The following is a 20083-nucleotide window of genomic DNA, read 5'->3' on the forward strand; positions in this document are numbered from 1 at the left end:
TCTAAAATGGGAAAAAAAGTGGAATTATCAAACTTGCTATCACCCAGATGATCAAATTCAAAGGAGTTCCAAACTTGACATAATCCATAAATTTATAGTTACCTGGAGCGTAAACCATTGTATTGGTTGGATAGCTCACAGGAGTCATAAATGTCAGTGAGCAGGCAAACATCACCGCTATCAGCAGCGGTTTTTCACTGATTTCCAGCGCCCTAGACAAGCTGATCACGATAGGTGTCATCAAAGCAGCTGCAGCTTTACTTGAGAGTACATTAGTAGACAAAAAGGTGACGAAAAATACTAAGCTCAGCGTCCATCTAGGATCATAAGACTCCAAGCTGTCTTTGAGAAACTGTGCAATCAAAGCTGCGCCACCTGTCTTTTCTAGTGCCGTCCCCATAGAAAGTACTCCTGCCACCATGAAGATTACCTTCCACTCTATCGCTTCATAGGCTTCCTGCGGTTTGAGAATACCAGTTAGCACAAGTAGAAGCGCTCCAACCATCCCAGACATGAGAATAGGGGCAAAATCCAAAGCCGCTGCCAATATTACCCCTAGCGCAATTAGTACAGCAGGAATGGCTTTTTTGTAGTTGACTTTTTGTGCCTCATAGCTCGTCAGTGGGATGATCCACTTATGCTGATTGAGTTCATCAATAGCCGATTTGGTTCCTAGTAGCAAGAGCATATCCCCTTCCTTCATTTTGACCTCCTCTAAGCTCTTTAGCTGAACGGTCTCTCGATGCCTAATCGCTAAGACACTTACTTGATAGTTTCTGCGAAAATTCAACGAGCGCAAAGTACGATTGGCAATGACAGAACCATAAGGAATCATCACTTCAAATATATGCCTGTCATCCGCCTCTTGACGCAAGCTTAGGTCTTGATCCCCTTTGATCTGATAGCCTTTATCTTTTCGCAACTGTGTCAAAACATCTGCAGATACTGATAGCTTCACATGGTCTCCTGACATCAGAATGGTGTCATCCATCACTTGATAGATCCTAGACTCCCCACGAATGATCATCAAGATATCGCCTGCATATATGGTCTTCAAACTAGAATCTTTAACGATTTTATCTCGATCTTCCCCCTCCTCTAGTAGTGTCACCTCCACCAAATAGCGCTCAGAACCTTTCTCTAGCTTACCATGATCACCCGATTTGCGTTTGGGCAGTAGCCAGCTACTCGTCAGCATGATATAAGTCAATCCTACACCTGCCAATATCATGGCAGGTAGTGAAAACTCAAACATCCCAAAAGGCTCCAAATCATACTCACTAGCATAGCTACTGACTAGGATATTGGTAGAAGTACCTATTAGGGTACACGCTCCTCCAAACAAGGCCGAAAATGATATAGGAATCAATAATCGAGAAGGACTGATCCCAGTATCTCTGCATACAGACAGTGCAATAGGGAGTAAAAGTGCTACAACCGCAGTGTCATTGATAAAAGCCGAAAAAATCGCAGCTATCAAACAAAACACCAATAAAGCCAATAGGTAATTGACCTTAGCCAGTTTTATAATTTTACCACTTAAGCCATCCAAAAGACCTGATTTGAACACCCCAGCACTTACGACAAACATACAGCCTAATGTGATCGTAGCAGGATGATTAAATCCAGAAAAACCCTCTGCTGGACTCAATACGCCTGCGATGATAAACAGCGCCATGATCAAAATACTAGTCGTATCAATCGAGAAGAAGTCCTTGACAAACAAAAAAATACCAATTGCAATGATGGCAACCGTAATGAGCAAATCCATATAAGCTTGTTTATAAGATGAAGGATTTCATCTATTCAATATAACACATTATCACAGATCTGGGTATGGGAAATGGCAATTAATCTTCCTGAAGTTGAAGTTTGATCAGGTCTTGATAAATACCTCCATGCTGCAGCAAAGAGGCATGTGTCCCTGATTCGGCTATTTGACCTTGCTTTAAAACAAAAATACGATCCACTTTTCTGATAGTAGCCAGTCGATGCGCAATGATGATCGTAGTCCTATCTTTCATCAACTCATCCAATGCAGCTTGAACCAATGACTCAGAAGCCGCATCCAAAGAAGATGTTGCCTCATCTAGAATCAAGATAGATGGGTTTTTCAAAATCGCCCGAGCAATGGCTATTCGCTGTCGCTGACCGCCTGATAATTTGACACCTCGCTCACCCACTATCGTCTCTAAACCATCTGGAAAAGAACTGATGAAGTCCCAAGCATTGGCTTTCTGAGCAGCTTGCATGATCGCTTCATCAGATGCACCAAGTTTACCATAGGCAATATTTTCCTTGATCGTTCCTCCAAATAGCACCACTTCCTGTGGTACTACTCCTATCTCTCTTCTCAACCCTTGCAAAGACAAATCATTGATGTTGACACCATCGATAGCGATAGCACCATCTGAAACAGTATAAAAACGCTGGAGCAACTGTATAATGGTGGATTTTCCCGCGCCACTATGACCAACTAAAGCTATCTTTTCTCCCTTTTTGATCTCAAAACTCAAGTCTCGCAAAACCTGCACATCGCTTCGTGTAGCATAGCTAAAGTTCACGTGTTGATAAGTGATCGACTGCTCAAACTGAATAGGATGCTTGGGCTCATCTGCTGTCGCTTCTACCGCCTCTTCCATGATTTCTTGCACTCGTTCTGAGGATCCGATAGCCTTTTGTAGCTGACCATAGAGATCTCCTAAACCAGCGATAGAACCTCCAATGAAAGTCGTATAAAGGACAAAAGATACAAGACTACCAATCGTCATCTCTCCTGACTCTACCAATAGTGCCCCATACCACATCACAGCTACTATCCCACCAAATAAGGCGAATATGATAAAAGAAATAAAAGCCGCTCTATAAGTTGCTGCCTTGAGAGCTATACGCACTACTTCTGCAAGGGACTTTTGGTAGCGTGCTATTTCAAAAAGCTCTGAAGTAAATGCTTTGACTACTTGGATTGATTGTAGCGTTTCCTCTACAATGACATTAGCCGCAGCTTGTTCGTCTTGTGTCTTTTTAGAAAGTTTTCGGATAAATCGCCCAAACACTAAAGCCAGTATGACCAAAACAGGAAATGTCGCCAACATAAAGAATGTCAGCTTGGGTGTGGTATAAAATAAAAAGGCTGTTCCCGCGAGCAAAGTGATGGTCTGCCTTGTAAACTCTGCCAAGGTCACCGAAAAAGTATCTTGCAATAATGAGATATCAGAAGTGATTCTACTCAGCAACTCCCCGATCCTACGACTATCATAGAAAGGTATAGGCAAGTTCATAAATTTCTCATAGAGTGCCAGTCTCAAATCCTTGATAGACCGCTCACTTACTTGAGCAAAAAACATCACTCTAGCAAAGGAAAAGACACTTTGTACAAATAGAACGGCTACAAGCAAGAGCACAATAGACTTGATATCATCTACTATCCACGTACCTTGGCCAGAAGCCACATCAATTAATTTTCCTGATAAAAAAGGGAAAGCTAGTAGAATCGTACTGCTAAATAATAAGCAGATAAGACCTCCAAAAAAATACCACTTATAGGGAAGGATGTACCTGAAAATCCCATAGAGTTTTCTCAGGTTTTCCTTATTGAGCTTACGCTTGTCCTCTGCGTCTAGGACTCCCTTGTTTCGCTTAGCCATCTCTCCTATTGATTACTTCTTTTGAAAAGGTTTCATGATCAAGGCAAAAAGCTTTTTCTCTTTCTCCCAAAAAAAGGAGAACTGTCCAAACAAAAAGCCATAGAACAAAAGGAAAGCTTGATAGGCAGGCAGCATGAATATCAAGTAAAGCAGTGTTTTGACCCAAGGAGCTGTAGCATCACCTATCCCAAGCCATGCAAATACAAAGGGTTTTAAAAACACAATGGTACTGCCCGTGATCGCAAATACCACCAGAATGATCAATACTTGCCAGAGACTCTCTAAGCCCCATTTCTTTTGTAGTCTATTCAGAAAATTTTCTTTTTGCACGCTTTACTTAATTTTATTGAGCCTTTTCACTCAATTGAGACTTCAAATTTATTCACAAAACCTTGTAATGACTAGTGAACCAAAACATAATTTGGAAATGTCTAATGCCTCATGTCAAGTATAACAACCTTCCTTGCTATTAATCCTTTAGTCTTGCACTATTTTTCTTAATTTTAAGGAAGATAAAGATGACAAAATCTCAACACCACATGGAAAATTTCAGCAAAGCCATCATAGGCCTAGATTTAACAGAAATGGATGACATCATCCTACAGTACACCAAAGACTGTGCTTCTATCCTTGGATTGGATAAGGTATATCTCACGCATATCGCCAAAAATCTAGAGCTTTCTGAAGACCTCGCAAAAAAATATCCAGACCTACTCGCTCCTGTGGATGAGCATATCGAACGTGAACTGACAGACAAAGCAAATAGATTCTTTGAAGGTACCTCTGTAGAAGTCTCTGTACATGTAGATGAGGGTGACCCTATGTCGGAGATATTGAGACTTGCTAAAATCAAAGGCATAGATCTCTTGATCATGGGTCACAAAGATAAACTCCCAGGTTCAGGCAATCTCTCCAATAAGTTAGCTGAAAAAGCTCCAGCAAGTGTTCTATTTGTGACAGAGCAACCTAATCCGAAGATTCAAACCATTGCGATCTCATTAGATTTTTCCTCCCATTCAAGCCTTGCTTTGCAACAGGCAATGGCTATTGGAAAAAGGGCGGGATCAAAAATCGCTGGAATCCATGTCTATGAGGTGCCTAGTGGCTATCACAAAACAGGTAAGAACTATCATGAATTTGCTGAAATCATGAAAATCAATGCAGAGGAAGATTTTGAGTCCTTTCTGAAGAAAAATAAGCTCCCTAAAAATGAATTCCCTTGCCACTATGTGCTCCAAAATGAGGAAAATCGTGCTAAACTGATCTTCAAAGAAGCTTCTAATCAAAAAGCAGATCTCATCGTCATTGGTTCTAAAGGGCGAACGGCTGCTGCATCCATCCTACTAGGTAGTACTGCAGAGAAACTGAGTAGAGTTGATCACTCTGTACCTTTGCTGATCGTCAAAAAGAAAAATGAAAACCTCAGCTTCATCGAGGCGTTATTGAGGATCTAATCAAAAAAGGCGGAGCATCTACTCCGCCTTTTTTCGTCTAGTCTTATTTAGTAAGCTTTCTCTCGGTCAAAAATGATAGAATAGACTGTCAAGAAGATGATTTTAATATCTAAAATAAATGACCAGTTTTGGATATAAAATCTGTCTAGTTTGACACGATTTCGCATATCCATCAATCTGACTATCTCTCCTCTATAACCCATCGCTTGTGCTAGACCCGTCACACCAGGCTTGACAAAGTGTCTAGACATGAACTTTTCTACTTTGTCTACATAGGCTTCATTGAGCATCACTGGATGTGGCCTAGGGCCTACCACTGACATATCCCCCATGAGTACATTAAAAAATTGAGGTAATTCGTCCAAGCTTGTTTTCCTTAAAAAAGCTCCGATTTTGGTGACGCGCTGGTCGTTTTTAGATGCCATCTTGACATCACTTTCAGCATTGACACGCATGGTGCGCAACTTCATACACTTGAAGGGCGCGTAGCCTCTTCCTGATCGATCTTGGTAAAAGAATACAGGGCCAGGTGAGCTCATTTTGATCAATATCGCTAAGATCGGCAGTAACCAACTCAGTAGAAAAACAATCACCAAAAGTGAGAATACAATGTCAAAAGAACGCTTGAGAAAATTATAAAACACATTATCTAGCGGTATGGCATTGACATCAATGATCGCGATGTCTCTAAAGCTTGAAAATGATAAACGCTGAGTCCCTTCTAACTTATAGTTAGGAAGAAGCTTCACTTTAATCAACTTAGACTCTGCATAGCTAAGCAGTCTCTGAAACTCATCCTTTGGCAAGGAGTCCGTCACATAAATAAAGTCTAAGGATAAGTCATGGGCATTTTGATAGAAATCCTCTAAGCTTCCTTCTGTATCTACGGAATCTCTATTTTTCTCAAAAAACCCTAAGAAACGAATCCCAAACTCAGGCCTTTTAATAAACATTTTAGACAGCTTTTCTCCGTTTGTCCCCTCTCCGATGATCACCGCATTTCGATAGTTGTGCCCCATCCTTCTATACTCTTTGAGAATGAAGTGCACCAATGCTCTATAAATAGGCAGCAAGATGAGCAAAAACAAAGTCCCCCATATGAAGACCATTCTGTCTATAGCAGTCACATCAAATGCCACCCATATAGTTGCTGCGGAAGCAAGAAAAGCTAGTATAGAGGTGATTGCCTTCTGACTCGTCTGTATATAGTAAGCTGTTCTTGGGATTTTATAGTCTCTCTTGATCCCAATGATCAGCGCCCAGAGTATTAAAGCCAAAATCAGCGCATAGCCATAAGTCACCGAGGGATTGAGTGCTTCAAATCTTAAAAAGTAAGCAATCAAAAAGCTCCCTGCCAGCATGCCAGCATCTCCTACAAAAAAGAGGTAAGGAAAGTATTTATAAAAGCGTTTTGACATCTTTATAAAAATAAAATTACTTAAATATATATAGGTTAATTAATATTTTCAAAGTCCTCTTCGTAAGTGTGATAACTGATATTTCACAAATACTTGAACTCCTTGTACAGCATACATTTCTCCAAAGTCAAACATCATATTCATGCCTAGATTCAAATTTTCTACAGCAAAAACATTTTTTTGCTCTAAAGCCACCAACGTGTAAAATTGCCATAAACCATTCTTATATGGATAGGCAAATGTCGGATCTTCCGCTACACCACCCCAGCTATATCGACCTTGGTACAGCCCCGTATAAGTGCCTTGATTCCTAGACGCAGTGAATAGTACTCGATGCGACAGGTCGGGAGTAATTTTTCCTTTAAATCCCATATGCATCGCCCAAACACGGTTGTTTGCGATGGCATTTTCCTGATTATAGAAATAAGGCAAATATTTCAATGCACGATCATAGGTGGTCATCATTGGATTACCAATAACCATGCCTTCATAAGTCCAACCACTCCTGTAGACAAAGTTGTTATTATAATAATCATCTCTGCCCCCGTTTCTATAGCCTCTATTGGACTGTCCGGGAACTGAGTCTGGCGTACCAGGACCACTTTGGTAGGTTGTATTGAGATACTCTATAAATATCTCTTGGATAAAGGCCTCAGGCTTATCTCGCTTCCAAGAAAGTCCTAATTGCAAATCCCCACTTCTAAAGGGTAAAATACCGCTCCTGTCTTCCCATGGCTTTTGATAATACAGTGCCAATTGGTCATTTCCTATAGCTTGCTCATACGACAAATTCCAAGTGCCTAGGTGATTTCCCAAAGCATTGACCACTTCTGCAAAGACAGGATCTGATCCATCTACAAAGTCTGCTACAGATTCTCTTCCCATTGTGACTCGGAGATAGTCTGTAAATGTTTGTGGTAAAGCTCTACCTGAGGGTAAAGTCCCACCCCATTGAGCAAAATGCTGCATGCCTCCACTAAACTTCGCTCTCCAACGTGGAACATGATAAGTGAGCAAAAGTGACTTTTCGTGCATATAAGGTCTCTCGACATAGCGATCATCATCAAACCAACGATGCGACCAAGAAGCATTGAATGTCAGTCTCCCTTGAGTAAATGGCACCGGCTTGTCCTTGACCACTAAACCTACCTGAGGCAGGGGTCGAGCATTTTGAGAAATACCAAAAGCACCCATACCAAGGTCTCCGGCACTAAATGGTTGATCTTCTATGATCCGTCCCGCTTGCAACTGCCAAGCTCTCCAATTCGCATAGAGATAGTGACTTGTAAATCTTTCAGAAGCAAATCTAAAACCCGCTCCTACCTTAAAGTCTTTACTGAGTGTTCTTTCATAAGATAGAAGTGCTCGGTAGTAAGCTTCATCACCATCTGACAATTCTCCCAACTGTTGATGAAATAAGTAGTGAGGAAGTAAGTCTCGATTAGTAGAAAAGATGCTGGAAGCTAACACCTCCACAGCTAAAGAGTCTTTCACTTGAGCAAATGCAGTGCTGATCGACATCCCGAGTATGACGAAAGACAACAAACTGTATAAGCTTAATTCTTTTTTAGATCTTGACCCCATAAACAAGAAAACTTGAAACTTAATAAGCGTTTCAAGTTTATAATTCAGCAATTTACTTAATTTCAATTACTAGATATCTTCTCCCTATAAATTATATCCTTCTCGATCTTAGGTTTAATCTGAGACTCTCTTAAGTGCTCATACTTTTCAAGAACTCTAGGAGCATTTTTTGTTAATCTTTTTACCCTCACCAAGACCATTTTATCTAAAACTACCCCTAAATAAGCAGCGCCAATCATGATTACTGGTAACATAATTAAATCTCCATATCTTCTTCCAAGAACAGCCGCCCCTATAAATATCAAGTTACTGATAATCAAAATGGAAGTTGTTTTTGGATGATTGAACCCCATACGCATCACAAAATGATGTACGTGACTCTTATCTGGCGACATCGGTGACTTTCCTCGTCTAATACGCTTGACAAATATCCTTGCCGTATCATAAAGTGGCAAGATTAAGACTGCAACTGCTGTGGCAATGGTACCATTAAATTTTAAAGCATGCCCCTCAGGTAGGTAATAGTTGGTGTCAATAAATAAAACAGCTAATGAGGCTAATAATATCCCAATGGAAAGCGCACCAGTATCTCCCATGAAAATTTTAGCTGGAGACCAATTAAATATTAGAAAGCCTCCAATAGCCCCTACAAATGCAGCACAAATTGCAGTGTATAATGTCATGCCATTCAGCCCAAACCATACACCAAAGAAAGATAATGCAATCATGCTGATAGATCCTGCTAGACCATCAATACCATCTATGAGATTAAATGCATTGGTAATCACTATAATCGTAAAAACCGACAATGGATAAGCAATAAAATCAGGAATCTCATAAATACCAAGTAAGCCATACATCGAAGTAAACCTAATATCTGCAAAGCCTACAATCAAGACAGCTGCAGCAAGCTGACCCATGAGTTTTTGCAAAGCAGATAAATTGACTAGGTCATCTCTCAGGCCGATAAAAAACATGATGGTAACAGCAGATAAAAGACTACGACTAGCATTCAGGTCTTTTAAACTAAACCACAGTAAAACAGTAAAAGCTACCCCAATGAAAATAGGAATCCCTCCCATAGATGGGGTGCTGGCTTTATGAATCTTTCTTCCTCCGGGCGTATCCGTGATGTTATTCTTCACAAATAAGTATACCACCAAAGGCGTCAAGATAAAACAAACCAAAAAAGACGTGAGGACTAGTACAATATTCTCCATGCAATCACATTTCAAAAGCAAAAATACAGGCTTAATTTATCATCACCAAATGTTTGTGCGTCTTTTTATATAAATTTATACTTTTTCAATATTATGAAATTGTAAACTAAACCTATCCAATGAATTTCGACACATAAGCATTTTTTTGCTATTCGTCCCCTTCTCAATGTGCTTCAAATAATACAGCGTATAATTAATTGATTAATAGCGGATTAAAGATGATTTTGCTATGTGGAAAAGCTGTGGTATACCGATGAATTACCTACGTCTTTGATAACATGATAGATTAAATCTCTTTAAAAAGCCTTTGACTACATGTTATGCTGACGAAGGAAGCATCTCCGAGTAGCACGTTTATGAAAGGATGAGCTTAGCTGGTAGGAGTACGTTTCAGTTGGTCGTCTCAAACCGAATAAAGTATCCTTCCAAGGTCCCATCATCTTACCAAAAGTGGCAAGCAGGGGTGAGCTACAAGCGAAGCCATTCAGAAAACTTTAGCAGTCAAACTGGATTGCTTCGGGTCAAGCCCTCGCAAAGACGTTGAAGCGGACTTGTATATTGAATAGAGATCATCAGTGGAGACGCGATAAATGGAGACGCAATGAATCGCGTCTCTACGGGTCAAGTCCTAGCATTTACCTCCCAAAAAGAGGATGACGTACATCGTCTGCATTGTCACCCTACCAAAAGAGGTAGGCAAGCCTGAGACGAAGACCTGTGTCTCCTGTGGGGAGGGAACAATTGAGAGACTTGCATAAGAGACGCCATAAATGGACGTCTCTACTAATGACGTTAAAAACGTCTATCCCGTCCGTCCTCGTTGCAAACGGAGGACGATGAATCTACCAACAAAATCCAGCATGTCAAAGAACGGAGCTCGGCCGTGAATGGGAGCAAATTGGGGAAGGGAATTCGAATTCACAAACGAATGTTCGTTTTGTGCGCATTATTCGTATTATTCGTTTTGTTCGCTTTATTCGTTCTGTTCGTATTATTCGTTTTATTCGCCTGATATAGGGGGAAGTAAAGGAAGAGTCGAGGATAAGTCGAGGAAGAGTCGAGGATAACTCTTTTTGAAAATGGCTCAAAATATTAAAATAGTAATATCATTGATAATAAATATACAATTTAAGAAAAAGTATGAGTGACACAAATTGTCAAGAGATTTGGGTGAATTTAAAGGGGATTTTGTAAGAAATGGGTAGGTTTTTATAGAGTGAGAAGTTATGAGTTATAGGTTATAAGTTAAAGCTGTGATTTGAAAGTGGTAGGTTACATGACCCTGTTTGTCTCCTAAATCGAGACATTTTTTTAAAGCTACGAATGCACGAATAAGAATAGCGATGAAGGTTTTTATTGTTTCATTCGATACATATTGCGGCCAGCTGGTGGTTGATGTACGATAACATTATAAGTCAGGGATGCTTCCTTTCGTCAGCATGACAAAACAGGTTTAATGTTCTCAAATAAATATCTGTAGACCCAGAATGGGTCATACCTGTCTCCTGTAGGGAGATGATTATAGCTGGTCGATAGTAGTTGGTTACCGACCCTGAAGGTGGTCGAATAATTAATTACAGCCACTAATGATATAACAGTTACACCCTTACAGGGCTAGCGTTTGTAACGAAGTCACCTATACATAGGGCTTCACCCTATGCTAGTCTGTAGCGGCCCTGCCTGCGGCAGGCAGGCTTTCAGGCCTTTATTGTTTCATCCGATGCATGCTGCGTCCAGCTGGAGGCGGCAGGACAGTAGCATTATTAGTCAAGGATGCTTCCTTTCGTCAGCATGACAAAACAAGCATTTGTGTTTCAAACGATAAGCGTCCTCTTTTTTTAGTGACGCAATTAATCATGTCTCTACCAAAGAAAAAAGCCTCGAAATATTTCGAGGCTTTCATTTGATGGTCATGTATGTATATTAATCTCTTAAATACCATTGCACGGTCTTAACAATCCCAGACTCGAAATCCTCATCTGCTTTCCAACCCAACTCACGCTCTATCTTGCTAGCATCTATGGCATAACGCCTGTCATGACCTGGCCTATCCTTCACAAAAGAAATCAATTCCTTGTAAGAACCCTTAGACCTAGGCTTCATCTCATCTAATAAACCGCATATCTTATCCACGATGTACAAATTATTACGCTCGTTACGCCCTCCTATGTTATAAGTTTCCCCAGCCTTTCCTGTATGATAAACCAAGTCTATACCCTTGCAGTGATCCAAGACATATAACCAATCTCTGACATTTTTACCATCACCATAGATCGGAATCGGCTGCTCGGCCAAAGCCTTACGAATAATCGTAGGAATCAACTTCTCTTGATGTTGTTTAGGACCATAATTATTGGAGCAGTTGGTCGTCACTACATCCATCCCATACGTGTGGTGATACGCTCGCACGATAAAATCCGAACCCGCTTTAGAAGCACTGTAAGGACTATTGGGTGCATAAGGTGTCTGTTCTGTAAATAGACCAGTTTCTCCTAAGCTTCCATACACCTCATCGGTCGAAATGTGGTGAAAACGGCAAGCTTCATAGCCCTTTTTATAAGCAAAAGGAGCCTCCATCCAATACTTCCGTGCCACATCTAACAACTGAAACGTCCCATTGACATTGGTTTGTATAAAAGCCTCCGGTCCACTGATAGAATTGTCCACATGGGACTCTGCCGCAAAGTGGATCACCCCGCGAATATCATACTGCTCAAAAAGCTGCTCTAAGAAAGCCCTCTCTCTGATATCACCTTGCAGGAATACATAACGTGGGTGCTTAGCTACCTCTGATAAATTAGCTACATCTCCTGCATAGGTCAAGAGGTCAAGATTAACCAACGTGTAGTCTGGATACTTTTCGAGAAAATAAGGGACAAAATTGGAACCTATAAAGCCCGCTCCACCAGTAATCAAAATATTTTTCATATCACCATGTCTTTTAAATAAGGTAAGTTGCGATCCTTTTCGGAAAGTATCAAATTTTCCATTGGCACACCCCAGTCAATCCCTATGCTAGGATCGTCAAAGCGAACGCCACCATCCGCAGCTCGGTGATAGTAATTATCACATTTATAAAAAAACTCTGCCGTATCACTTAGCACCAAAAAGCCATGGGCAAAGCCTCTTGGAATGAATAATTGATGTTTATTTTCAGCCGTCAATACTTCAGCATGGTATTGGCCAAAAGTAGGAGAATCCTTCCTTAGGTCCACCGCTACATCCAATACTGCCCCCTGCAAGACACTCACAAGCTTTGCTTGTGCATGTTCTCCAGATTGAAAATGAAGGCCTCTCAGGACTCCCTTTACAGATTTAGATTGATTGTCCTGTACAAAGAGGGGAGACAAACTTGTAGCCTCCTTGAACTTTTCAGCTTGATATGATTCAAAGAAATATCCACGGTCATCCTGAATGAGTTTAGGTATAAATACCCAGCAATCTTTTAATTTTGTTTGAACTACTTCCAAAACTATTTAATTAAATTTTTTAAATAAGCCCCATAACCACTCTTCATTACTGGTTCTGCCAACTTGAGTAATTGTGCCTGATCGATGAATCCCATGCGGTAGGCAATCTCTTCTATACAACCAATCTTGAGCCCTTGTCGCTCTTCAATCACCTGTACAAACTGACCTGCTTGCATCAAGGAAGCAAAAGTCCCTGTATCCAGCCAAGCCGTTCCACGATTTAACATCCCCACCTTGAGCTTTCCTGCTTTTAGGTATAAGTTATTGATATCTGTGATTTCTAACTCTCCCCTTGGACTTGGTTTGATCGTCTTGGCATATTCGACTACTTGATTGTCATAGAAATACAAGCCCGGCACAGCGTAGTTGGACTTGGGTGCTGCGGGCTTTTCCTCTATGGCTGTTGCCATCATGTTTTCATCAAAGCTCACTACCCCATAGCGCTCAGGATCCGTCACATGATAAGCAAAAACTACTCCACCATCTGGATCATTATTTTCTTGCAATAGTTTCGAAAATCCACTGCCATAGAAAATATTATCTCCTAGCACTAAGGCTACTTTGTCTTGGCCAATGAATTCCTCTCCTATCAAAAAAGCTTGTGCTAGTCCAGCGGGAGTCTCTTGCACCGCATACTCAAATCGGCAGCCTAGAGATTCCCCAGAACCAAGCAATCGCTCAAACATCGGCAAATCATGTGGGGTAGAAATGATCAAAATCTCTCGAATCCCCGCCATCATCAAGACAGAGAGCGGATAGTAGATCATGGGTTTGTCGTAAACAGGCAAAAGCTGCTTACTCACCGCCATGGTCAGAGGATGTAATCGAGTCCCTGAGCCTCCTGCTAAAATTATTCCTTTCATAAATTGCTAAATTATAAATTACTTGACCCCAACACCATAGTATTGGTAGCCCAAATCATTCCTCAAATAATAACGGTCATAAATATTCCTGCCATCAAAAACCACTTTTTGACGAAGCAGTTTGCCTACAACCTCCCAGTTAGGGAAGCGGAACTCATGCCACTCCGTCACCAGTAGGAGCGCATCCGCATCCAAACAGGCAACATAGGCATCTTGTGCATAAGTGACGCGATCACCTAATTGATGCTTCGCCTCATTCATAGCAATCGGATCATGTGCTGAGACAGTTGCACCAGCTGCCAATAGTGCCTCAATGATCACGACTGCTGGTGCTTCTCGCATGTCATCCGTATTTGGTTTGAAACTTAAACCCCATACAGCGAAGTGCTTGCCTTTCAAATCTTTGCCAAAATGCGAAAAGACCTTTTGAGCCATGGTCATTTTCTGCGCTTCATTCACTTCCTCTACGGCTTGAAGCACTTTCAAATCATAGTTATAGGCTTTAGCTGTGCGGATGATCGCTTTCACATCTTTGGGGAAACATGAACCTCCATAACCGACTCCAGGATAGATGAACTTATTGCCAATGCGGCTATCGGAACCTATCCCTCTGCGCACCATATTCACATCAGCTCCTACCAACTCACAGAGGTTGGCGATATCATTCATAAATGAGATCTTAGTTGCTAACATGGCATTGGCGGTATATTTAGTCATTTCCGCTGATGGGACATCCATGAAGATCACTCGATCACCATTGAGCTGAAAGGGCTTATAGAGTCTCTTCAAAATTTCCTCTGCTTTGGGGTCTTCCACCCCAATGACTACCCTGTCTGGCTTCATGAAGTCTTCTACCGCAGCACCTTCTTTCAAAAACTCTGGGTTGGAGGCTACGGCAAAAGGAATCGTCACCCCTCTTTTGGCTAACTCTTCTGCGATCACGGCTTGCACCTTAGCCCCTGTTGTGACAGGCACTGTACTCTTAGTCGCTACCACTAGATAGTGCGTCATGTGTCGGCCAATCTCTCTGGCCACTTCTAGCACATACTGCAAATCAGCACTGCCATCTTCTCCAGGAGGGGTTCCCACTGCAATGAAAACAACTTCTGTATCCGCTAAATGATCTTTGAGTGAAGTAGAAAAATGCAGCCTGCCTTTCTTAGTGTTTTTGATCACTAACTCCTCCAGACCTGGTTCATAGATGGGCATGATGCCTTGCTGCAAACCAGCGATCTTTTGGGCGTTTACATCGATGCAGGTCACATCTATCCCTACTTCCGCAAAGCAAGTCCCTGACACCAAACCTACATACCCTGTCCCAACTACAGTGATTTTCATTTTAGAAAATTTCTTTAAAAATCAAATGATACTATTATAGTCTAGCGTCCACTAAGTCTCTTTCAAGGAAAGCTTTGGTGTCAAAAATGACAGTGTTGGCTGCCTTCATGGCCTTAAAATCAATGGCTCTAAACTCCTCATGAGAAACAGCTACTACTACTGCATCATATTTTTGGGTGTCTAGTTTGGGTAAAAGCTCCAAACCATATTCATGCTTCACCTCTACGGCATCCGCCCAAGGGTCATAAATATCTACGGCTAGCCCAAACTGGGTCAACTCATGGTAGATATCTACCACTTTGGTATTACGTACATCAGGACAATTTTCTTTGAAAGTTACTCCCAAAATCAAAGCCCTAGAACCTTTGATGGTGTGTCCCTTACCGATCATCAGCTTGACTACTTTGCTAGCCACGAACATGCCCATGCTGTCATTGACCCTTCTCCCTGAAAGGATCACTTGTGGATGATAGCCTAAAGACTCTGCCTTGTGCGCTAGATAATAAGGATCTACCCCGATACAATGTCCTCCAACTAGTCCTGGCTTATATTTCAGGAAGTTCCACTTGGTTCCAGCTGCTTCGATCACATCATTGGTGTCAATTCCTACGCGATCAAAAATCAAAGCCAACTCATTCACAAAAGAAATATTCACATCTCGCTGCGCATTTTCGATGGCTTTAGACGCTTCTGCCACTTTCATGTTAGGCGCTTTGTGGGTACCTGCGGTGATGATACTTTTGTATAAATCATCTACAAAATCTGTAATGGCTGGTGTAGAGCCTGAAGTAACCTTTTTGATTTTGGTCAAAGTATTGACCTTATCACCTGGGTTGATACGTTCAGGGGAATAGCCACAGAAAAAGTCTTTGTTATAAGTCAAACCTGAAAAGCGTTCCAATACTGGTACACAATCCTCTTCTGTACAGCCTGGATAGACTGTAGATTCATAGATCACCACATCTCCTTGTTTGAGGATTTTCCCCAATGTTTCAGAAGCCTTCAATAAAGGCGTCAGGTCAGGCTTTTTGAAATGGTCTATGGGTGTAGGTACCGTCACGATGAAGACATTGTAGCTAGACAAGTCAGTGACTTTATTAGAGAAAACTAATCCTGAGCCTCCTGACTGTCCTTTTTTGATCAAGTCATTTAACAAAGTCAAATCAGCCTCTTGCGTCCTATCTTCTCCTTTTTGAAGTTCCTTGACACGGGATTCATTGATATCAAAACCTAATACAGGGTATTTCTTTCCAAATTCTAGCGCCAAAGGTAAGCCTACATATCCTAGACCTATGATGGCAATTTTTGCGTTTTCTAATTGCATCTTATTACTGATATATTTCTATTAATTTTTTTACAATTCGTTCTGAAGCTTTCCCGTCCCAAAGGGGGATTCCTTGATACTGTTTCCAATTATCTTTCTCTATCTGCTGCATAGCCACTTGAAGTTTTGATAAATCATTTCCTATCAATTCATTTGTCCCTAAAGTAATGGTCTCTGGTCTCTCTGTCGTATTTCTCAAAGTGACACAAGGTACGTTCATGACTGAGGCTTCTTCGGTAATGCCTCCAGAATCAGTAATAACCCCTTTTGCAGATTGCACTAGTCCATTAAACTCTAAATACGGTAGTGGCTCTATCAATAGTAGTTGATCATGTTTAAATTTTAACTCATCCAGTTGTTTTTTGGTACGTGGATGAACAGGAAAAATCACTGGCAAATGTGTGCTTTTCAATATACCTTCAAGCAAAGACAAAAGTTTCGCTCCATTATCTACATTACTCGGTCTATGAAGTGTCAAGACAAAATATTGTTGAGGCACCAACCTCATATGCGCTAATTTGGGTAGGTTAAAACGAGATCTGTTCGCCATCAAGGTATCAATCATGACATTACCTACTAAATGAATCTTATCTGAATCAATCCCACTTTTCAGTAAATGATCAGACGCTTCTTTGGTAGTCGTAAAAAAATGATCGGTAATGCTATCTGTCACGATTCGATTGATCTCCTCAGGCATACTACGATCTCCAGACCGGATGCCAGCCTCCACATGGATGACGTCTATGTTGAGCTTCTTTGCTGTAATCGCGCATGCCATCGTGGAAGTTACATCTCCCACTACTACCACAGTATCTGGTCTATGGTTGATCAACTCTTGCTCAAAAGCGACCATAATACCAGCCGTTTGTTCTGCTTGTGAACCACCGCCTATTTGTAGATTAATATGGGGCTTAGGTATATCAAGCTGGTCAAAAAAGTCTTGAGACATCTTTACATCGAAATGCTGTCCTGTATGGACCAAGCGATAAGTGATTGATGTTCCAGAAGAGACAGCATCTTGTATAGCATGCACTAATGCAGCAATTTTAATAAAATTAGGCCGAGTACCTGCTACCAAAGTAAAAGTCATTAAATCTGATTAAAAAGTTTGATGTATGAATGGCAAATATTTTCCCACTTGTAATGAGCGGCTGCCAACTCATTCATTTTCAATTTTAAAGAATTTCTTTGAATGGAGTCAATATTATTGAAAATTGAAGCTAACTCTTCCTTATTATTAAAATAAATAGCTTCATCAAAAGTAGTAGCTCTATTATAATTAACACCATAAGCAATTACAGGAGCTCCAATATGCATAGCCTCAACTAGTGATGGATTTGTTCCTCCAGCGCTATGGCCATGAAGGTAATAATAACAGTTGGATCTAAATTGGTTAAGAAGATCAACATTATAAATAGGGTTTAATAATTTAAGGCCTTTTACGTTTTGATACTTCAATTTGAAATCTTTACCATAAATACTAGAATTAAAATTACCAATGATAACATAGGGCCTTTGAATATTAGAGACTTCATACGCTTGAACCATCATGTCTAAGTTATTCTCAGGTTCAATACGACACACGGTAAAAAAATAATCCTCTTTGTCAATTCCGTATTTATCATCGACACTAAATTGATCTGTTCGGACAGCGTGATCAGCCCCATATGCGATTAATGAAGCCTTTTTATTGTAGTTTTTGGAAACATGTTCTTGTATAAAAAGATTGTCAGCAACTACTATATCTGAACATGCAACCGCTAATCTTTCAGAAAATTTTAAAAATTTTTGCGCTATGAAACCCCATTTATCTCTTTTCCACTCTAAACCATCAATATTGGTAATTATCTTACCTTTATAAAAAGGACGAATTATTGGAAGAATAATGGCTCCAGACACACCTAGAAGCAATAATATATCAAAAGACCTGACAGATATTAATATAGAATAAATATCATAAAAAACACTCGAAATACCGTTAGCCTTAAGATTAACATATTTAAGTTTAGCCCCTTTATAGTCATTTATATGATTTTTATAGGCAGTTGATTGGCAATAAACAGTAATATCAAAATCTGTGTTAACATGATCTAATAGGTTATCAACCAAGGTTTCAAAGCCTCCGTAATTAGAAGGAACGCCAACAGTACCTATAATTGCTATTTTTTTACTTTTCATTCAATCTTTTTTTGGTCTCTAACACCAAATTTTGACGTTCTTTTTCAGAATAAAGCAAAGTTGGATTAAGAAAATCTAAAAGAAGTTTTTTCCTTTTCTTATTTGATTTAATAAAACTAATTTTTTGTAAATCCTCAAGTGAATCAACAATTAGAAAATAACGAAGAGATGGCTGATTATAAGGATAAACAAAATGAGCATCACCTGACGGAACATCAGAATAAATAGCATTGTCCATTATGTTTGACGACCAGTAATTAAAAGCCCAACGTAATTTACCATCATAACCTTTAGCTAAAGCTAGATTAAGAAGAAAGGGAATATCATAATTTGGAGACGTCATTAACATATTAGCTCCAGATCCAAAACATGCTGTATAAAAAGTTGTACGCTTACCCTCTCTTTGTCTTTTCTCAAGAACATTATTAGGAATCATTATATTAGAAGGTACAGAGTAATCATAAATATAATCAGATAACCTTTCATCAAAAGCACCTGCATAACCAATTCTAAAACTCTTATTATATGAATGAATAAACTTACAGAGAGTAATTGAAGACTCTATATCCCTTTCATCAATATAAAAAATTACTTTATCAAGCCAATCATTCGATTCAAGATGCTTTTCAAAACTTAACAAAAAAGCACCCCAAAATTCTTGATAATCCTTACTATTTACAGAAGTATTGAAACCAATCACTTCATTTAAGTTTTCATCAAAGTAGAAGAAATAATTATTCCAAGGATAAAGATTATGTAACGATATATTTTCTCCTACACCCTTATCTATTGCACTTTGTACATATTTATCGAAATTTTTATAATCAAAGCTGTAAGTGTCTGACTTAGACTTTTTTACCTGTATCATCATGTGCGATAAATCTCTTATTTTTCTATTATAAGGATCCCAGAAGACTGAAGTTGTTACAACCCTTTGATTTATATTTTTTAGTTGGTCAAACATTGTGTCCAAATAGTCATAATGGAGTGTTGACCAGGGCTCCACAGCGTAATAGTCTGCAACCGATATAGGAAACTGCCAAAAATCTAAAGTAAAATCTAAAGAAGAAATATTGATTCGTTTTCTTTTAATAACATTTAAGGACAAAGATTTTGATTTAGATATCCCATTTTGAAAAACATCTAATTGCAAAGTATGCTTAATCTTCTTAGCATCTTTGTTGATTTTTATATTTAGAAGAATATAGTTGGTTATCGTATCAGGTAAAAACATATTGTTTTCTAGCCTCAAAGCTCTTTCAGGTACTTTTTTAACAGGAAAAACACCATTCTGCTTGTCAACACCACAAAATCCAGCTGAGAGATCAGCTAAAACATAGTTTAAATGATAGATATCAATAGAATAATTTATGTTACTATTAAAAGTAAAATGAATACTATCTCCAAGAGCCGAATTGAGCTTAATTATAATTGGTAAAAACTCACCTCGCCAAACATCAAAATTTAAATTTGAATCTTTTACTTTCTCATTTAGATAAGGATTTTGCAAGGTAAGATCAAGAGATTGAGCAGAAAGTACAGTTACAGAAAAAAAATAAAAAAGAAAAATAGTATAATATTTCATCA

Annotated in this window: 15 protein-coding genes; 1 reads left to right on the forward strand and 14 read right to left on the reverse strand. The window is 39.7% G+C overall.

Going from position 1 to position 20083, the window contains the following annotated elements; genetic code table 11:
• Window position 1: 1 nt before the first annotated feature.
• From I5349_RS05005 to I5349_RS05015, 3 genes are all read right to left on the reverse strand, one after another.
• Window positions 2-1771, reverse strand: a complete 1770-nt coding sequence (locus tag I5349_RS05005) for an SLC13 family permease (protein WP_226389646.1) — start codon at window positions 1769-1771, stop codon at window positions 2-4.
• 79 nt (window positions 1772-1850) lie between these two features.
• Window positions 1851-3647, reverse strand: coding sequence for an ABC transporter ATP-binding protein (locus I5349_RS05010; RefSeq protein WP_226389647.1), 1797 nt, complete (start codon window positions 3645-3647; stop codon window positions 1851-1853).
• Window positions 3648-3659: 12 nt separating this feature from the next.
• Window positions 3660-3977 (reverse strand): DUF6787 family protein, encoded by a 318-nt coding sequence (locus tag I5349_RS05015; RefSeq protein ID WP_226389648.1) that lies wholly within the window; start codon window positions 3975-3977, stop codon window positions 3660-3662.
• Window positions 3978-4186: 209 nt separating this feature from the next.
• On the opposite strand from I5349_RS05015, the gene I5349_RS05020 reads away from it, so the two are divergent.
• Window positions 4187-5101 (forward strand): universal stress protein, encoded by a 915-nt coding sequence (locus I5349_RS05020; RefSeq protein ID WP_226389649.1) that lies wholly within the window; start codon window positions 4187-4189, stop codon window positions 5099-5101.
• A 47-nt stretch (window positions 5102-5148) separates the two neighbouring features.
• On the opposite strand, the gene I5349_RS05025 is transcribed toward I5349_RS05020, so the two are convergent.
• The 11 genes from I5349_RS05025 to I5349_RS05075 form a co-directional block, all read right to left on the reverse strand.
• Entirely contained in the window at window positions 5149-6519 is a 1371-nt protein-coding gene (locus I5349_RS05025; protein WP_226389650.1) for an undecaprenyl-phosphate glucose phosphotransferase, read from the reverse strand.
• 48 nt (window positions 6520-6567) lie between these two features.
• The gene (locus I5349_RS05030; RefSeq protein ID WP_226389651.1) at window positions 6568-8061 is read right to left on the reverse strand and encodes a capsule assembly Wzi family protein; all 1494 of its coding nucleotides are present in this window, start codon (window positions 8059-8061) and stop codon (window positions 6568-6570) included.
• A gap of 104 nt (window positions 8062-8165) precedes the next feature.
• Window positions 8166-9248 (reverse strand): MraY family glycosyltransferase, encoded by a 1083-nt coding sequence (locus tag I5349_RS05035; protein ID WP_226389652.1) that lies wholly within the window; start codon window positions 9246-9248, stop codon window positions 8166-8168.
• A gap of 1998 nt (window positions 9249-11246) precedes the next feature.
• The gene (rfbB, locus tag I5349_RS05040; protein ID WP_226389653.1) at window positions 11247-12251 is read right to left on the reverse strand and encodes a dTDP-glucose 4,6-dehydratase; all 1005 of its coding nucleotides are present in this window, start codon (window positions 12249-12251) and stop codon (window positions 11247-11249) included.
• Complete coding sequence (gene rfbC / locus I5349_RS05045) at window positions 12248-12793, reverse strand: dTDP-4-dehydrorhamnose 3,5-epimerase (RefSeq protein ID WP_226389654.1); 546 nt, start codon at window positions 12791-12793, stop codon at window positions 12248-12250. Before rfbC ends, rfbB begins: the two co-directional genes overlap by 4 nt.
• Before the next feature lie 2 nt (window positions 12794-12795).
• Entirely contained in the window at window positions 12796-13656 is an 861-nt protein-coding gene (gene rfbA / locus I5349_RS05050; protein ID WP_226389655.1) for a glucose-1-phosphate thymidylyltransferase RfbA, read from the reverse strand.
• 18 nt (window positions 13657-13674) lie between these two features.
• Complete coding sequence (locus I5349_RS05055) at window positions 13675-14994, reverse strand: UDP-glucose dehydrogenase family protein (RefSeq protein WP_226389656.1); 1320 nt, start codon at window positions 14992-14994, stop codon at window positions 13675-13677.
• Window positions 14995-15028: 34 nt separating this feature from the next.
• Complete coding sequence (locus I5349_RS05060; RefSeq protein ID WP_226389657.1) at window positions 15029-16318, reverse strand: nucleotide sugar dehydrogenase; 1290 nt, start codon at window positions 16316-16318, stop codon at window positions 15029-15031.
• A gap of 4 nt (window positions 16319-16322) precedes the next feature.
• Window positions 16323-17408, reverse strand: coding sequence for a non-hydrolyzing UDP-N-acetylglucosamine 2-epimerase (wecB, locus tag I5349_RS05065; RefSeq protein ID WP_226389658.1), 1086 nt, complete (start codon window positions 17406-17408; stop codon window positions 16323-16325).
• Window positions 17408-18496: a DUF1972 domain-containing protein gene (locus tag I5349_RS05070; RefSeq protein WP_226389659.1), complete on the reverse strand. Its 1089-nt coding sequence runs from the start codon at window positions 18494-18496 to the stop codon at window positions 17408-17410. The genes wecB and I5349_RS05070 overlap by 1 nt, the downstream gene beginning before the upstream one ends.
• Window positions 18486-20081 carry a glycoside hydrolase domain-containing protein gene (locus I5349_RS05075; protein WP_226389660.1) on the reverse strand — a complete coding sequence of 532 codons (1596 nt, stop codon included), beginning with the start codon at window positions 20079-20081 and terminating at the stop codon, window positions 18486-18488. The genes I5349_RS05070 and I5349_RS05075 overlap by 11 nt, the downstream gene beginning before the upstream one ends.
• Window positions 20082-20083: the final 2 nt, after the last annotated feature.

The organism is Penaeicola halotolerans (assembly GCF_016464625.1).
Taxonomy (GTDB): Bacteria; Bacteroidota; Bacteroidia; order Cytophagales; family Cyclobacteriaceae; genus Penaeicola; species Penaeicola halotolerans.

Excerpts from the sequence above, each read along its gene's own strand:
- I5349_RS05025 (WP_226389650.1), bottom strand. The coding sequence starts at position 6,519 with ATGTCAAAACGCTTTTATAAATACTTTCCTTACCTCTTTTTTGTAGGA.
- wecB (WP_226389658.1), bottom strand. The coding sequence starts at position 17,408 with ATGACTTTTACTTTGGTAGCAGGTACTCGGCCTAATTTTATTAAAATT.
- I5349_RS05075 (WP_226389660.1), bottom strand. The coding sequence starts at position 20,081 with ATGAAATATTATACTATTTTTCTTTTTTATTTTTTTTCTGTAACTGTA.
- rfbA (WP_226389655.1), bottom strand. The coding sequence starts at position 13,656 with ATGAAAGGAATAATTTTAGCAGGAGGCTCAGGGACTCGATTACATCCT.
- I5349_RS05020 (WP_226389649.1), top strand. The coding sequence starts at position 4,187 with ATGGAAAATTTCAGCAAAGCCATCATAGGCCTAGATTTAACAGAAATG.
- I5349_RS05005 (WP_226389646.1), bottom strand. The coding sequence starts at position 1,771 with ATGGATTTGCTCATTACGGTTGCCATCATTGCAATTGGTATTTTTTTG.
- I5349_RS05070 (WP_226389659.1), bottom strand. The coding sequence starts at position 18,496 with ATGAAAAGTAAAAAAATAGCAATTATAGGTACTGTTGGCGTTCCTTCT.
- rfbB (WP_226389653.1), bottom strand. The coding sequence starts at position 12,251 with ATGAAAAATATTTTGATTACTGGTGGAGCGGGCTTTATAGGTTCCAAT.
- I5349_RS05055 (WP_226389656.1), bottom strand. The coding sequence starts at position 14,994 with ATGAAAATCACTGTAGTTGGGACAGGGTATGTAGGTTTGGTGTCAGGG.
- I5349_RS05060 (WP_226389657.1), bottom strand. The coding sequence starts at position 16,318 with ATGCAATTAGAAAACGCAAAAATTGCCATCATAGGTCTAGGATATGTA.
- I5349_RS05010 (WP_226389647.1), bottom strand. The coding sequence starts at position 3,647 with ATGGCTAAGCGAAACAAGGGAGTCCTAGACGCAGAGGACAAGCGTAAG.